This window comes from Psychrobacter sp. AOP7-B1-25, assembly GCF_052376195.1.
Lineage (GTDB): Bacteria > Pseudomonadota > Gammaproteobacteria > Pseudomonadales > Moraxellaceae > Psychrobacter.
On sequence record NZ_JBQSVK010000002.1, the window covers coordinates 78632 to 94646 of the forward strand.

The 16015-nt window shown below is 41.6% G+C and carries 13 protein-coding genes; 9 read left to right on the top strand and 4 right to left on the bottom strand.

Translation table 11 applies throughout. The features are described from left to right. The first annotated feature begins 267 nt into the window (after nt 1–267). Nucleotides 268–2088, top strand: coding sequence for an acyl-CoA dehydrogenase C-terminal domain-containing protein (locus ACT3QR_RS02990; protein WP_444519916.1), 1821 nt, complete (start codon nt 268–270; stop codon nt 2086–2088). Nucleotides 2089–2279: 191 nt separating this feature from the next. Here the strand turns inward: ACT3QR_RS02990 and ACT3QR_RS02995 are convergent, their stop codons facing one another. Both ACT3QR_RS02995 and ybaK read right to left on the bottom strand, forming a co-directional pair. Next, on the bottom strand, nt 2280–2654 hold the full coding sequence (locus ACT3QR_RS02995; protein WP_444519917.1) for a 5-carboxymethyl-2-hydroxymuconate Delta-isomerase: 375 nt from the start codon (nt 2652–2654) through the stop codon (nt 2280–2282). Nucleotides 2655–2858: 204 nt separating this feature from the next. Next, on the bottom strand, nt 2859–3347 hold the full coding sequence (gene ybaK, locus ACT3QR_RS03000; RefSeq protein WP_444519918.1) for a Cys-tRNA(Pro) deacylase: 489 nt from the start codon (nt 3345–3347) through the stop codon (nt 2859–2861). 247 nt (nt 3348–3594) lie between these two features. Here ybaK and plsB point away from each other — a divergent pair, with 247 nt between their 5' ends. Next, nucleotides 3595–6384, top strand: coding sequence for a glycerol-3-phosphate 1-O-acyltransferase PlsB (plsB, locus tag ACT3QR_RS03005; protein ID WP_444519919.1), 2790 nt, complete (start codon nt 3595–3597; stop codon nt 6382–6384). 103 nt (nt 6385–6487) lie between these two features. Here the strand turns inward: plsB and ettA are convergent, their stop codons facing one another. Continuing rightward, nucleotides 6488–8149, bottom strand: coding sequence for an energy-dependent translational throttle protein EttA (gene ettA, locus ACT3QR_RS03010; protein ID WP_444519920.1), 1662 nt, complete (start codon nt 8147–8149; stop codon nt 6488–6490). A 445-nt stretch (nt 8150–8594) separates the two neighbouring features. Between ettA and ACT3QR_RS03015 the strand changes: the two genes are divergently transcribed. The 4 genes from ACT3QR_RS03015 to ACT3QR_RS03030 all read left to right on the top strand — a co-directional run bounded on the left by ACT3QR_RS03015 (nt 8595) and on the right by ACT3QR_RS03030 (nt 12349). Further along, nucleotides 8595–9797 carry a flavin reductase family protein gene (locus ACT3QR_RS03015; protein ID WP_444519921.1) on the top strand — a complete coding sequence of 401 codons (1203 nt, stop codon included), beginning with the start codon at nt 8595–8597 and terminating at the stop codon, nt 9795–9797. A gap of 157 nt (nt 9798–9954) precedes the next feature. After that, entirely contained in the window at nt 9955–11403 is a 1449-nt protein-coding gene (locus tag ACT3QR_RS03020) for a fatty acid desaturase family protein (protein ID WP_444519922.1), read from the top strand. Nucleotides 11404–11603: 200 nt separating this feature from the next. Next, nucleotides 11604–11897, top strand: a complete 294-nt coding sequence (locus ACT3QR_RS03025) for a GNAT family N-acetyltransferase (RefSeq protein ID WP_444519923.1) — start codon at nt 11604–11606, stop codon at nt 11895–11897. A 158-nt stretch (nt 11898–12055) separates the two neighbouring features. Beyond that, complete coding sequence (locus ACT3QR_RS03030; RefSeq protein WP_444519924.1) at nt 12056–12349, top strand: 4a-hydroxytetrahydrobiopterin dehydratase; 294 nt, start codon at nt 12056–12058, stop codon at nt 12347–12349. Nucleotides 12350–12461: 112 nt separating this feature from the next. Here ACT3QR_RS03030 and ACT3QR_RS03035 read toward each other — a convergent pair whose 3' ends face one another. Then, nucleotides 12462–12617, bottom strand: a complete 156-nt coding sequence (locus ACT3QR_RS03035) for a DUF1328 domain-containing protein (protein WP_021814049.1) — start codon at nt 12615–12617, stop codon at nt 12462–12464. A 471-nt stretch (nt 12618–13088) separates the two neighbouring features. On the opposite strand from ACT3QR_RS03035, the gene ACT3QR_RS03040 reads away from it, so the two are divergent. The 3 genes from ACT3QR_RS03040 (at nt 13089) to ACT3QR_RS03050 (ending at nt 15973) form a co-directional block, all read left to right on the top strand. Beyond that, nucleotides 13089–14375, top strand: coding sequence for a saccharopine dehydrogenase family protein (locus tag ACT3QR_RS03040; RefSeq protein ID WP_444519925.1), 1287 nt, complete (start codon nt 13089–13091; stop codon nt 14373–14375). 756 nt (nt 14376–15131) lie between these two features. After that, complete coding sequence (locus tag ACT3QR_RS03045; RefSeq protein ID WP_444519926.1) at nt 15132–15467, top strand: hypothetical protein; 336 nt, start codon at nt 15132–15134, stop codon at nt 15465–15467. A 77-nt stretch (nt 15468–15544) separates the two neighbouring features. Continuing rightward, nucleotides 15545–15973: a hypothetical protein gene (locus tag ACT3QR_RS03050; RefSeq protein ID WP_444519927.1), complete on the top strand. Its 429-nt coding sequence runs from the start codon at nt 15545–15547 to the stop codon at nt 15971–15973. The last annotated feature ends 42 nt before the right edge of the window (nt 15974–16015 follow it).

The following is a 16015-nucleotide window of genomic DNA, read 5'->3' on the forward strand; positions in this document are numbered from 1 at the left end:
ATTAATAACATAATTAGTTATGAATAATAGTTATTAGTTGTATATTTGTCGCTTTATAAGATTTATAATCATATCAATGCCATAACAGCTGACCGCAATTAAAGACGTTCTAATAACTAACACACTGGGAAGCTGTCCATTAATAATTCATTTGATGACTAATATAACGTCTACTTCATCTAAAATAAGTAAATATCGCTTACATAAGTTGTGACTCAAGTATTGCGCCATAAATCTATGATAGCGAACCAACCAAAGAGAGCGATTATGTTAACTTACAAAGCCCCTTTACGTGATATCAAATTTTTGATTAATGATGTGTTTGACTATCAGACGCATTATAAAAGCTTAGACAACGGCGAAAATGCTGATCCTGAAACCGTAGACATGATTCTACAAGGTATGGCTGACTTTGCTGAAAATGTCATTGCCCCTCTTTACCAATCAGGTGGCGAAGAAGGCTGTCATTTCGAAGATGGCGTAGTCACCACGCCAAAAGGTTTTAAAGAAGCATATAACCAGTTTGTAGAAGGCGGCTGGCAAGGTATCTCATACCCTGAAGAGTTCGGTGGTATGAATTTGCCAACGTCAATCAACCTTATTAAGGCTGAAATGATTGGTACTGCTAACTGGTCGTGGTCGATGTATCCTGGTCTGTCAACAGGTTGTATCAACACCTTGCTTCAGTACGGTACTGATGAGCAAAAAGCACTTTATCTACCTAAGCTGGTCGAAGGCTCATGGGCAGGTACCATGTGTCTGACTGAGCCGCAGTGTGGTACAGATTTGGGTCAAGTTAAATCAAAAGCCATTCCACAAGATGACGGTACCTACAAGATCAGTGGTACCAAAATCTTTATCTCAAGCGGTGAGCATGACTTAACAGACAACATCGTTCATATCGTTCTAGCACGCCTACCAAATGCACCAGAAGGCACACGCGGTATTTCACTATTTATCGTACCTAAATTCACGCCGAACGCTGAAGGTGAAGCGGGCGAGCGCAATGCCGTAGTTTGCGGGTCAATCGAACACAAAATGGGTATCAGCGCATCTTCGACGTGTGTATTGAACTTTGATGGTGCTACTGGCTACTTGATTGGCGAACCACACAAAGGCCTAAAAGCCATGTTCACATTTATGAACACGGCTCGTATCGGTACTGGTATCCAAGGTCTAGCGCATACTGAGCTGTCTTTCCAGAATGCACTACCATATGCTAAAGAGCGTCGTTCTATGCGTACGCTATCTGGTACCAAAGATCCTGAAAAAGTCGCTGATGCTATCATCCATCATGCAGACGTACGCCGTATGTTACTGACGCAAAAAGCCTTTGCTGAAGGTGGTCGCTCAATGATTTATCATTCAGCACGTTATGCCGACAAAATGGCACAAGGTATCGTCAATGGCGATGATGAAGAGTTCGAAAAGTGGGATGACAAATTGGGCTTCTACACGCCAATCCTAAAAGGCTTTTTGACTGAGCTAGGTATTGAAGCTGCCAAACACGGTCAGCAAGTCTATGGCGGTCACGGTTACATCAAAGAATGGGGTATGGAACAAATTGCTCGTGATGCCCGTATTGCAACGATGTACGAAGGAACCACTGGCGTACAGGCGCTTGATCTATTAGGCCGTAAGGTTATCTTGCAGTCTAAAGGTAAAATCATCCGTGATTATACTTCTAGCATCATGAAATGGTGTGGTGAGTATGCGCTTGATAAAGACATGCGTAAATTCGTTTGGGCACTAACTAAACTATGTGCTGAGTGGAACACCTTGACCGTACGCTTGATGCTGATGGCACGTAAAGACCGTGAAGTCATCTCTGCAGCGTCAGATGACTTCCTGATGTACTCAGGTTACGTGATGATGGGCTATCATTGGGCTCGCATGGCAGCTGTCGCCTATGAGAAGCTAGAAAATGGTGGCACAGAAGCGCCAGAATTCTATAAAGCAAAAATTCAAACTGCTGAATTCTACTTTGATAAGTTGCTACCACGTACGTCTGGTCACGCAGAATCGATGGTCGCACCAAGCGAAAGTATGACATCTATGGAAATCGATCACTTTGCTTTCCTAGATTAAAACTGCCTAAAACTACATCGATAATCCATAAAAAAGCGCCTATTATTTAGGCGCTTTTTTATGCTTAACCGAAAATCTGCTTATTCAGAATATGCAGCAACTATAGGTTTCGGGGAAAAGTGATGCTACTAATTAATTATAAACTAACTTCTTTATAGTTTAATAAAGTAGCCTTTAAAAGGACAGTGGTGTTAACTACCAAGCATTTTCTTGTGATAGACCGCACTTATCTCTTCAACTTCTACGCATATCTGCAATGCTGCACGCCCTGACTGCTCTGTGCCTATTTTTTCTTCGATAGTAGTGACCAACAGCTCAGCCAACTGGTTACGAGTGGCCATATCACGTCCGCTCATCAGCTTTAGGTGGGCATAAATAAACCCATTGGCCTGCTCATCATCTTCAACACCTACTAAAAATGACTTAATAGGCACGATACGTGCTTTGATATCAGCAGGCTGCTTGAACTGACCACTATCCCACAATACTTTGTTTAGCGATTTGAGCAATGACTCTTCGTGAGCGATACTGACGTTGGGTGTCACTTGAATGGTTAGATGTGGCATAAGTATGTCCTTGAATGTAGATAGAAAATAGCAGGTACGCGGAAGTATAAGTCTACGCCTTATCGCTATGGCCAATCTACAACAATCTTGCTACCAAATCTCCTTAATACAAGCGAACTCGTTGTAGGTTACTCATAACTATGGCTAGCAAATTGTCGACATAGCAAATTTATAATAGGCAGATCAAAGCCACCGTAGAATCTTTTACTCATCCGTAATGTCACTAAAGCAAGCATCAAGCGTTGCGGCTAACTGTGTAGGCGGTAATTCAATCTCCAGTCCACGGCGACCACCACTCACATAGACTGTAGGCTGATCTTGAGCTGTGCTATCTATCACGGTTTTTAGCCGCTTTTTTTGACCCAGCGGACTAACACCGCCCAGCACATAGCCAGTGCTACGCTCTACTTGTTTGAAATCGGCCATCTGCACTTTTTTGCAAGACAGTAATTTATTAGATGATAAAGCCTTAGCCATTTTTTTAAAATTAAGCGTTTTATCAACTGGTAATATCGCTACAACGAGCACGCCTGTATCAGTCGTTACCACTAAAGTTTTGAACACTTGTGTTACCGCTACACCAAGTTTTTCTGCGGCTTCTAAACCAAACGAAGCGGCATTACTGTCATGAGTATATTCATGTACTTGGTAATCAAGGTTATGTTTTTTGGCGAGATCGATGGCTGGAGTCATAGGTTTTAGGCTTAATAAAATGGAATTGAGAAATGGATACTATCTTTAGGAGTCATGTATGATAAAAATATATTATTACGCTAAAGATGTTAACTTTCAAATATTTGGACATTTTGTATAATTTGTCACTCACTACAGCGTAACCAAACCGTATTAATATTGGTAGTATATACAGACACTATATATCGCTTTGGTGGCTTTTATGGCATCATAAGCGCAACATATTTGACTATTTTTGATACTGATTATGATACCGAAGTTCCTGAAAAAACGGATTTTTAAAGCGTCGGACGCGGCTACTCGCTCTGCTGAAACTGACGGCAATCCAATCGCTACTAAGACTTATTCTAATGCACCGATCAATCAGCTGTATCGTAAGCTGTCAGGTCAGATGCTCGATGTCGCCGTAAAACCTAAGCTGCTAGGTGAGCTGCCCGAGTTCGACCATGATGATCAAACACTAAGGTTTTATGTACTACAGGACTATTCTCGTTCTAACAGTATTCTGATTGATTTACAGACGCAAGAGCATAACTTACCACCTGCATTGGTCGGGGTAAATGATGCCGCTCATAATATTAAAGAGAATGCGGCCATTATATTCTTGAATCATCCAGGTGCCAAAGACAGTCAATTGTCCCCTCGCCTTTCTCGTTTAGTCTCTGCTGTTTTACAATATCCAGAGTTAAAGGTACGTTTAGTGCCGGTATCGATTCTATGGGGACGCGCACCTGAAAAAGAAGATTCGTTATTTAAGCTATTAACCACTGACAACTGGCAAGACCCTAGCATCACTAAGCAGTTATTTAATATTGGGGTGATGGGCCGCGATACTTTCGTACAGTTTCACCCACCGCAAGATTTGCGTACTATTATTAACGATAGCATCAAAGGCGATGTGGAAGGACCTGCTACCTTTGACTCAGTCGCTACAGATGCCGTCCAAGAAAACTTGGCAGCAACGGAGTCACTTGAAACAGAATCAGTGGCTACTAACGGTGGTGCAGAAACTGACACCTCGCAAACAACAAACTACGCGCTAGTCTCATCGACTGATAGTAATCGTGAACTGGTTCGTATGCTACAGCAGGAATTATCGATTTATTTAGACAAGCAGCGTGCCAGTATGCTTGGTCCTGATCTATCAGATAGACGCAACTTGGTAGACAAACTGGTTTACTCGCCAGCCATCAAGCATGCGATCGAGATGGAAGCGGCAGAAAAAGGGACTAACGTTCGAGAAGCTCGTAGTCAGGCCAGAGGCTATGCAAATGAGATGGTCAACGACTACTCTTATCCCATTATTCGAGTATTTGAACGCTTTTTAACATGGCTGTGGACGCAATTGTATGATGGCGTAGAAGTACACCACTTTGAACGAGTACGAGAGCTAGCGACTGATTACGAGATCATCTACGTACCGTGTCATCGTAGCCACGTGGACTACCTACTACTATCCTATGTTATCTATAAACGCGGCTTGAGTATTCCTTATGTCGCAGCGGGTGATAACCTTGACGTACCTGTATTGGGCCCTCTATTACGCGGTGCGGTCGCTTTTTATATTCGTCGTAGCTTCCGTGGCAATGCACTATATACCGCTGTACTGCGCGAATATATGCATACGCTTATCACGCGCAACACTCCGATCGAATACTTCATAGAAGGTGGCCGTTCACGTTCCGGTCGCTTGCTCCCACCCAAGATGGGCATGTTAGCGATGACCGTACACAGCCAGCTACGCCAAACCAATAAGCCTGTGGTCTTTATTCCGACTTATATTGGTTATGAGCGCATCATGGAAGGCGGCACGTACGTCGGTGAGCTAAAAGGCAAGCCGAAAGAGTCAGAGTCTTTAATGGGCCTGCTGAAAGTTGGTCGTAAAATCGAGCGTATTTTTGGTAATGTACACCTGAGCTTTGGTACCCCGTTGCACCTTAGCGACTTTATGACCAAGTTCGATGTGCCAGCCAATAGTCTGCCATCCGATCGTACGGACTCACCGCTCGATGAAAAAACCAGCGCCATGGTTGATAACATCGGCGTGAAGGTTATGCAGCATATCAACAAAGCCGCAGTAGTGACTCCTGTATCGCTGCTGTCATTGGTTTTATTGTCCGCACCGAAAGCGGCATTGGATGAAAACATCTGCCGTGAGCAAATCGCGTTGTATCAAGGTCTTGCTCAGCAGTTGGTTTACTCAGATGATACGGTTATCACTGACATGACACCGCAGCAAATCATCGATTATGGTATTAAGCTAAAGCTTATTGAGCGTACGCCGCATATTTTGGGCGATATCATTCAGGTCGCAGGTAAGCAAGCAGCATTGCTTAGCTATTTCCGTAATAATATCTTGCATGTCTTCATCCTACTGTCTTTCTTATCTGCACTCGTCGCACGCAACGGTCGTATCAAACGCAGTCGCTTAGATAGTATCGCTGAGCAGTTGTATCCATTTTTACAAGGTGAGTTATTCTTATATTACCCTGCTCACGGCTTAGCTGAGACGCTCGATAAAAAAGTTGATAGCCTACTGTCTAATGGACTCATCGTTGATTTAGGCGATGACACGCTCAGCGTTCCTGAGTCTAATAGTAAGCATTATCAACAGCTACAAGTACTAGCGACTCCAGTTGGTCAAAGTCTTGAGCGTTACTTTATGACGCTTGCCCTACTTGCTCAGCAAGGCTCTGGTAATTTAACTGAAAACGAAGTGGTTGATTTATGTCACCTGCTCGGGCAGCGCTTGTCTGTGCTCTATGCAGATGACATTCCTGACTTCTTTGATCGTGCATTATTCACCAGCTTCATTAGTGCGTTGACCCGTCTTAACTATCTACAAAAAGACGATGAAACAGGCATATTGACCTTTGACCATCGTATCAACGACATTGCTCATCATGCTAAATACGTACTGACGCCTGATATGATGCAAATCTTGCAGCACGTCGCGAGCTTAGATGAAGAAGAAATTACTCACGCCATTACTGAAATTGGTAATAAAAAACAGCGTAAATTCGGACGTAAGCGTTAGTCTTAACAACTACCCAGATTCTTTAAATTTTTAAGCTAAATAAAAAAAAGACCTCTAACAATTAGAGGTCTTTTTTTGGATTAAAATATACTAAACAGCTGTATTAGTTCGTAATCTTCTTATACTTAGCACGCTTAGGAGTGGCATCATCACCCATGGTCTTTTTACGATACGCTTCAAACTCAGTGTAGTTACCGTCGAACCACACTGGACCTTCTTCTTCGAACGCCAAGATATGAGTCGCGATACGATCAAGGAACCAGCGATCATGCGATACGACCATTACCGTACCTGGGAATACTTGAATCGCATCCTCTAGCGCACGTAAAGTCTCAATATCCAAATCATTTGATGGTTCATCAAGTAGTAAGACGTTTGCACCTTGCTTTAGCGTTTTCGCTAGTTGCAAACGGTTACGCTCACCACCTGATAACTGACCGACGTGCTTTTGCTGATCTGAGCCTTTGAAATTAAAGCGACCGATATAGGCACGGCTTGGCGTGGTGTAATCACCAACCGTAATAATATCAAGACCGTCAGAGACTTCTTCCCATACCGTCTTGTCGTCATCCAAATGATCACGTACCTGACCGACATAAGCAACTTTAACACTTTCGCCCAAGTCAACTGAACCAGTATCTGGCGTATCGCGCTCAGTAATCATATTAAATAGTGTGGTTTTACCCGCACCATTTGGACCGACAATACCAACGATCGCACCAGCTGGGACATTAAAGCTTAGGTTTTCATACAGCAGACGATCGCCGAATGATTTAGAGATGTCATTGACCTCAATAACCTTGTTACCCAAACGTGGACCAGGTGGAATATAAATCTCAGAGGTCTCATTACGTTTTTGGAACTCAGTTGAGTTCAACTCTTCAAAACGCTGTACACGAGATTTAGATTTGGCCTGTTGACCTTTTTGATTTTTACGAATCCACTCAAGCTCTTTTTTCAAGGCTTTAGCAAATGATTCTTCTTGCTTGTTCTGCTGCTCTAAACGATTGTTTTTCTGCTCGAGCCACTCAGTATAGTTGCCTTCATATGGGTAGCCATGGCCACGGTCAAGCTCCAAAATCCACTGAGCAACATTATCCAAGAAATAGCGATCATGGGTAATGGCAACGATAGTACCGCTGTAGTTCTGCAAGAATTGCTCTAGCCATGCAACAGACTCGGCGTCCAAATGGTTGGTCGGTTCGTCAAGTAATAGCATATCAGGGCGCGACAGTAGTAGACGGCACAATGCCACACGACGTTTCTCACCACCTGATAATTTGCTAACATTAGCATCCCATGGTGGCAGACGCAGCGCATCGGCTGCTTTTTCTAGCTGGTTATTTAAATTGTGCGCGTCCCAAGATTGGATGATGTCTTCCATCTTGCCTTGCTCTTCAGCAAGCTTATCAAAATCTGCATCAGGTTCTGCGTATTCAGCATAGATAGCATCTAGACGTGCTAGCGCATCTAGTGCTTCGCGCATACCATCTTCGACATTACCACGAACGTCTTTGCTGTCATCTAGCTGTGGTTCCTGTGGCAAGTAGCCAACTTTGGTACCCGCTTGTGCGCGTGCTTCACCAGTAAACTCAGTATCCACGCCTGCCATAATACGTAGCAAGGTTGATTTACCCGAACCATTAATACCCAACACACCAATTTTGGCACCTGGAAAAAACGATAGGTTAATGTTTTTTAGGATTTCACGCTTAGGGGGAACAAGTTTTGACACGTTGTTCATCGTGTAAATATATTGAGCCATTAACACTCCGATAGACTGCATAGAAGAGAACAGCAAATGCAACTCAGCGATGCTGCCAAGCGTGCCGTACCTCAAAATCAGGGTTACAAATTATAGGTCATTATCGCATTGTGACGCATACCCTGCAAGCTGACAGGTTGTTTTACCGATTGTTTTACTGTTTTTGACAGTAGGCTATACCTCTCAACTATAGAGTTCGCTTAGAAAAGTAAGCTAGAAAACCCTATCTCAATGAACTAACTTAACATTTTGACTCATTAACGTTTTATAAAGACCACAAAAAATAGCATCAAACCTTTCGCAAATTTAATCAATAGCCGTTAGCATGTTAGTGTGACTTAACAAGTTTGCGTAGGTTAATTTCGTATTGAATTAATAAAATCAGCTATACCCTTCTACTTGTAACAACATTTATTTTAATAGCACTTATAAAGGTACTGATAACATGGCCAACGGCTATCGCCCTGAAATTGTTCAACGTGCGTTTGTCGACTTTATCGGATCGCGCTTACATCCGTTTTGGTCATTGACGACTCCTAAGTTACGCCTAATCGCACGCTATACATTAAGTAATGATCTGATAGCACTACAATTTGAAACCAATAGAGCCTTCAAGCAGCAAACTTCTAAGACAAGTAACGATTGGCAAGGCGGTCAGTATCTTGATCTGCGTGTGTGTATTGATGGAGTCTACCATCAACGTAGCTACTCAATAGTGGGCTTGACGAACCAATCTCTCTGGTGGCTCGACGATACTCATAATAGCAATACAGCAAGCCAACGCAATACGGTAACTATCGCGATTAAGCCGCAAGGGCTAGTATCTAATTATTTAACCAAGCAGATGCCTTTGGCTCAAGTCGTTGATACGAGTCTGCCACTTGGTCATTTTACTTTAGAACAAACCTCAGTAATAGCAAAGGAAAATTTAGATAATAACAAACCTACCTCTTTGCTATTTATTGCTGGCGGTAGCGGTATTACGCCTATGCTAGGACTTATCACTCAAGCATTGCGTAAGGGACACCATGTGACGTTAATGCATTACAATCGGACTGTTTTACCTAAGCTGCAACATCAGTGGCAACAACTGAACGATACATATCCAGACTTCGCTTATCATTTAATCCATACTGAAGATTCGACTACCTATTTGGCTAGCAAGAGGCACTTAAGTGCAAAGAGCCTGCTGTCTCTAAATTTACCTCTAGCAGACACACAGATATTTGCCTGCGGTTCACAAGCGTTATTAGCTGGCTTATTTGAAGCCGCCGCGGAGATCACTTTACCTACAGACAAACAGCTGCGCGATAATATTATCGTAGAGAATTTTGGCACTGCTCTGGCTGATGTTGATAATGGCAGCGATCAAGTATTCGACAAAACAGTACATGTGGAAGAACATACTGTCTATTTGCGGTCACGGCAACGGCAGTTCAGTAGTAACACCACCATACTGGCTGCTGCTGAAAGTTCAGATGTACGACTAGCACATGGTTGCCGGCAAGGTATTTGCCAGTTATGTCGCTGCAATAAAGTCAGCGGCGTGGTCAAAAACGTCCAGACAGGGAAAGTGAGCGGGGATGGTTATGAATCTATTCAGACTTGCATCAATATTGCCATGACTGATGTGGTACTCGATATTTAATGGCTGGCTTAATACAACGACTGGCTCAATAGAAGACATATGCTAGACGACCGATGCGACTAAAAGACAAACGTTACTTTATGGGCTAAAATTCAGATAACTTATCAAACCGGATGCAGTGCTGTTTGTTCATGCCGTTTCGGTTAAGGATTTATTTATGCGCTTATTACCACCTGTTACTACGCCACAATCTGCTGTGCCTATCTTGACGCCACTGTCCGATACATGGCTAGCAAAAAATGCGCCTTTACCTTTAACGCCGCAAACGCCTTACTCGCAACTTAATGATGAGGCAATCAATGATAGCAATCATCCAGACACGTTAATACGGACTCGCTACCCAACAGTGACTGAGAAACCTTTATCAAAGTTTCAGAGTGATGCTTTAGCCGTAGAGCTCAATGCCTTGTACAAAAGCATCATGGACTCGCTAGGTAGTGATGATGCCCGCTATATACAGCGAATATATGCCACTGTCGTATATAGTGAGATTATCGCCCGTGGTCTACTCGCAGCAGCTGGGCGTATGCCGTCGAAACGCAATTTGGTTGCTACTTGGCTACTAGGTACGTCTTTACTTAGCTTTAGCAAAATATTGAATAATATGGAGCTGGGTCATAACGTCATGCATGGTCAATATGACTGGATGCAACACCCACACCTTAATAGCCAAAAGTTTGACTGGGATATTGTTTGCCCTGCTCCATTATGGCAACACTCACATAATTATTTACACCATACTTTTACCAATATTGTCGGCCGTGATCATGATGTAGGCTATCACTTGATTCGAGTGACTGACGAGCAGCCTTGGACGCCAGAAGATCGCTACAATATGTTTAGCACAGCAGGGCTGGCATTTGGTTTTGAATGGGCAGTCGCGTTTCATGACATTCAAATCAGTGCTGATGAATACGCTGACTCTCCTGATCTGCATAAAATCATGCAACAAAAATCTCGCGCGCTATTTTCCAAAATCGGACGACAAATAGGCAAAGACTACATTGCCCTGCCGTCTGTAGTAGCGCTGACACTAGGTCGTCGTAGCGCCTTTAGTACGCTAAGCGGTAACATGACGGCCAACACTGTCCGTAATCTATGGACGTGGGCAGTGATTTTTTGCGGACATTTCACTGAGCAAGCACATATCTATACCCATCTCGATGCCAATGAAAGTAAAGGCGACTGGTACGTACGCCAAATCCTTGGCTCTAGTAATATCAAAGGCAGCAAATGGTTTCACCTTTTGACAGGTAATTTATCTCATCAAATTGAGCACCATATATTTCCTGATATGCCAGCTGGCCACTATGCAAAGATTGCGCCGCAGGTACAGGACATATGCCGTAAATATGGTTTAACCTACAATACGGGACGCTTTAGCATACAACTCAAGCAAGTTCTGGGGCGTATTTACCATTTTAGCAAACCTAGTGAAAAAGAGTGGCAAACCTACGTGAAGTCAACGGAGAATGCTGACAGTGATGCTCATCAAGAGGTTAAGTTAGAGGCTAATTTAGATACTGAGTCAGCGATAGAAAATACTGGTGGTCTGATTCGCTTTTTGCCTCCAGTCGTTCGTAAAGCCATATCGTATGCATGGTGACACATTCAGATTTGCAACCAGATACTGCCATGATAAGGTAGTATAAAAGACACGGGCAATGTTAACAGTCGCCCTATCAATCATTATGGTAAGTGCCTAGATTGTCGATTGTCAAGCTTGCATACTGAAATCACGGTATTAAAACCAATAAAATATTTAGTTCATAATAAGAATTCGATAATGAGAAAAGGAGTACATTAATGAGTAATCAAACATCTAAACCAAATCTAGAAATTATTCATAATCAAGCAGCGAAACGCTTTGAGACATCTATCGACGGTCAGACTGGTTATATCAGCTATCAGGAAAGTGCTGACAAGCTGGTCTATGACCATACTATCGTACCGCAGCAATTAGGTGGACGCGGTGTTGGCTCAGCCCTTGTTAAGCATGCATTGAATTATGCACGCGAACAAAATAAAAAAGTGGTACCGCAATGCTCATTTGTCGCGTCATATATTAGTAAGCATCCCGAGTATCAGGATTTAACTTAACTGGCGATGAAATCAGACTTAGTCAATTTGTTGACTAGACCGCGTAAATGATATTGCGCCAAGCAGGACAAAGTATGTAGATATTTATGTAGCATAGGAGACATACCCTAGCACCACTTTTAATAAACCAATTCGACATAACAATAAAGGTTATTAATATGAGCAGTTTATCTGACAAACAAATCAATCTACAGCTAGAAGAGCTTGTTGGTTGGCAGCGTGATGGCAATAGTATCGTCAAGACTTATCACTTTAGCGATTTTATCGAAGCTATGAGCTTTATGAATCAAGCAGCATTTCATGCTGAAGCGCTTGAGCACCATCCCGAATGGCGTAACCTCTACAATATCGTAGAGGTTCGTTTAACCAATCATGATACGGGCGGTATATCTAGTTTGGATATTCGTTTAGCCAAACGTATGGAGCATATTATTCAGCCCAAGCGATTATAATGGCACACCTACAACACATGCTTCTGCACTAATTATCTTAATTGAAGCAAACAAAAAAGACCCTCAACTGAGGGTCTTTTTTATAGTCGTTATTTATCAATATAAGCCGTGTTTACATCTTACGGCTGACAAAGGCAACAATAAATAAGATGACAGCAACTGCTAGGAAAATATATGCCAAATTAGCAGACAGTCCTGCGACACCGCCGAAACCTAGTAAACTCGCTAGTAATGCGATTACTGCAAAAATAATAGCCCAACGAAACATAACCTTCTCCTTAATTGATTATAAAAAACAGATATTAGAATTTATATAGCACTTATTTAACTTGTTTTTATCTAATGCTAGTTATTACTGTTTACGCTTATAGATTAGCAATGTTCATCTTCAGAAAACGTTCATTTTAGTAATAATATCGGTAGGTTGTGTAAAGTTTGTAGTAACTGTTAATGTCTCATACCAAATCCTCTGTAATAGATGATACTTTTGAAATATAACTATATTTTTGAATATAGTGCCCTTTAACTAAGTGTTTTTTATTTAGCGTTCTTTTATTAAAAGCCATTCTCCTAACCATATGCAGAACTATTTTAAACTTCTAACGTTATATGTGATGTTGTATATGATATAGACATCAAACTATAAACTGTAGCGACCTCATAAACCCCTAACCTAATTAAACGACTTGGTTTATAGTTTAATTTCCACTTATTTTCAAACCTATTAAGGACAATACATATGGATACCAATACGGATACTGAAAACCCTACTCAAAAAACTAACAGCGACACACGACCTTATGCAGTCGTCCTATATGGTGCAACAAGCTTTGTCGGTCAGATTACTGCCCACTATTTAACCAATTTTTTGTCAAACAATAAGAATAAAGATGGCTCGAATGTATCATGGGCAATCGCAGGTCGCGATGAAGACAAGCTAAATAAGCTACAGGCTAAACTTGAGAGCAAGGTAGAAATTATTATTGCCAACAGCAACGATGCCGCCAGTCTTGATAATATGACCAAACAAACTCAAGTCATCATTTCCACTGTAGGCCCGTATCTGAAATATGGTGAGCCACTGATCAAATCTTGTGCCGAAAATGGTACTGATTATGTCGACCTTACTGGTGAGGCCATTTTTATTAAAGATATGATGGACAAGTACCAAGATACGGCTAAGCAAAGCGGTGCCCGTATCGTCAACTCTTGCGGTTTTGACTCTATTCCATCAGATTTGGGCGCATACTTTACTCAAGCCAAAGCAGAAGAAAAGTTCGGCGAAACCTGTAACGTTATTCATATGCGTGTCAAAGCAGCGAAAGGTGGTGTTTCAGGCGGTACTATTGCATCGATGGCATCAATATTTGAAGAGGCTGGCGAGGATAAATCGCGCCGCAAACAAGTGGCCAACCCTTATTTGTTAAACGATGATGCCAATGTACCAAACGTGCGTCAGGATAACGTCAGCAAACCAGTATATGACAGCAACCATAAACGCTGGCTAGCACCTTTCGTTATGGCAACCATCAATACGCGTATTGTCCATCGTACCAACCAATTACTCAGCTATGAGTACGGTCGCAACTTCAAATACGACGAAGCCATGTGGATGCAGGATGGCGTCAAAGGGCAACTATCTAGCTATGCCATGAGCGCAGGTTTATTAGGTTTTGCCACTGCGATGATGATTAAACCAAGTCGCGAGTTACTGTCCAAGCACGTATTACCAAAGGCAGGTTCGGGACCTTCTAAGGACGAACAAGAAAACGGCTATTTTGATATTCGTCACTTTGGACAAACAGCTAAAAATGACAGCATCACCGTTAAGGTGACAGGCGACAGAGATCCTGGTTATGGCAGTACCTCTCGTATGATTTCGCAGGCAGCATTATGTTTGGCACAAGACATTAGTAAAGAGGACGTTGGTGGTGGATTTTGGACGCCTGCTTCAGCAATGGGTGATAAGCTAATCACTCGCCTAGAAGCGCATTCTGGCCTTAGCTTTGAAGTGATTGATAGTTAATTTAGCAGCTTCTAATACAGGCTTAACATTTTTATGACCGTATCTTGTTATCGAGATACGGTTTTTTATGGTCTACTTTATGAAATCAGATCGGAGTTAAGAGAAAAGTAACGTATTTTTTTGGTGAATAATGTTTCTGTTTTCCAATTATTTAATACTTTAAGATATTAATCACCAATCTAATATTGCTATTACCGTTCTGTAGATTTTCTGGAAAAATAAGATATAAACATTAGTTTAATAAAATATACCAAATTAAAATATATATATGTCAAAATTTGAAATTTACTCAGACATTAGTTTTAAAACAGAAGTAAAACCCTACAGAAGAATTCAATATCACATGAATAGATAATTTCTAAAAAACTATTAATAACAACTGGCTAAGATAAAATAAAAATCTTAACTAACTAAACATTCATATTTTTAGATATTAATTGTCTTGTTTTATATCCGTCGCTAATAGAATTATTTATTGGTAATTTTAATCAGACAACTAACCTTCATTACTTATAAAACCTTAGCAAACCTAAAGGGCCAAATACTAGCTAAACCTTAAATGTGACAGTTTCATAACGTCACAAGAAAACATTAAGCTGTTAGAACTTTAATGAGTTTGCTACTGAAATATAAACTGCATCATTGATAATTTGCATACGGTATTTACAGACACACCTAAATAGAAACGACCCATTATTGAATAAATATGAGTTATCGTTTCTAACTATATCTAATTATATATCATGGAGTTTTACAATGAAAAAGAATGTTTTATCATTAATCGTAGGCGCTACTCTTGTACTACCAACTATGGCAATGGCAGCACCTGTCAATAATAGCGATCTAGCACCATCAGATATGCGTAATGCTCCTGTCGAGAGCACTGTACAAGCCGAAGTAGAAGGTCCTAATGGTGAGCTGCTAGCTACTCAACCTGGCGCTGTAGATGTCAAAGAGTCAAATACTGCTGATGTCGATATGGAAATGGGTAATGAAGCAGATGAAATGAATGGCGAAACTGACGAAGTTGAACAAGAAATTGAAGAAACTAACGATACAAATATGGATGTCGAAGCGAGCGATTATAATTAGATCGGATAGTCAAAAAATAAATGATATCTAAAACGCAATTTCTAATTATTACCAACAATATGTATCGAGGCTTTACAATGAAAAAGAATATTTTATCGTTAATTTTAGGCACTACACTTACATTACCTACACTTGCAATGGCAGCACCAACAGATATGACACCAGCTAACATGCAAGAAGCAGCTGCTGATAGTGCAATGCAAGCTGAAGTGGAAAGTACAGAGAGTGAGGTCGCTTCTGCTGAATCTAGTCCATTTCAAATCAGCGAAACTCAAACCATCTCTATTGCGAGAACCAATAGCAACTCAGATATGGCTACGCAGGTAGAAGGTGTGCAACAACCAGATATGCAGCAGCCAGACATGCAGCAGCCAGACATGCAGCAGCCAGACATGCAACAACCAGATATGCAGCAACCAGATATGCAACAGCCAGATATGCAACAGCCAGACATGCAGCAGCCAGACATGCAACAACCAAATATGCAGCAACCTGCCATCAGATAGTTAGGCAATATTGGCTAATGCATTACTTGAAACAGTAATTTC

Bases quoted from the DNA above. Each gene is read 5' to 3' on its own strand.
- ACT3QR_RS02990 (WP_444519916.1), top strand. From the start codon at position 268: ATGTTAACTTACAAAGCCCCTTTACGTGATATCAAATTTTTGATTAAT.
- ACT3QR_RS02995 (WP_444519917.1), bottom strand. From the start codon at position 2,654: ATGCCACATCTAACCATTCAAGTGACACCCAACGTCAGTATCGCTCAC.
- ybaK (WP_444519918.1), bottom strand. From the start codon at position 3,347: ATGACTCCAGCCATCGATCTCGCCAAAAAACATAACCTTGATTACCAA.
- plsB (WP_444519919.1), top strand. From the start codon at position 3,595: ATGATACCGAAGTTCCTGAAAAAACGGATTTTTAAAGCGTCGGACGCG.
- ettA (WP_444519920.1), bottom strand. From the start codon at position 8,149: ATGGCTCAATATATTTACACGATGAACAACGTGTCAAAACTTGTTCCC.
- ACT3QR_RS03015 (WP_444519921.1), top strand. From the start codon at position 8,595: ATGGCCAACGGCTATCGCCCTGAAATTGTTCAACGTGCGTTTGTCGAC.
- ACT3QR_RS03020 (WP_444519922.1), top strand. From the start codon at position 9,955: ATGCGCTTATTACCACCTGTTACTACGCCACAATCTGCTGTGCCTATC.
- ACT3QR_RS03025 (WP_444519923.1), top strand. From the start codon at position 11,604: ATGAGTAATCAAACATCTAAACCAAATCTAGAAATTATTCATAATCAA.
- ACT3QR_RS03030 (WP_444519924.1), top strand. From the start codon at position 12,056: ATGAGCAGTTTATCTGACAAACAAATCAATCTACAGCTAGAAGAGCTT.
- ACT3QR_RS03035 (WP_021814049.1), bottom strand. From the start codon at position 12,617: ATGTTTCGTTGGGCTATTATTTTTGCAGTAATCGCATTACTAGCGAGT.
- ACT3QR_RS03040 (WP_444519925.1), top strand. From the start codon at position 13,089: ATGGATACCAATACGGATACTGAAAACCCTACTCAAAAAACTAACAGC.
- ACT3QR_RS03045 (WP_444519926.1), top strand. From the start codon at position 15,132: ATGAAAAAGAATGTTTTATCATTAATCGTAGGCGCTACTCTTGTACTA.
- ACT3QR_RS03050 (WP_444519927.1), top strand. From the start codon at position 15,545: ATGAAAAAGAATATTTTATCGTTAATTTTAGGCACTACACTTACATTA.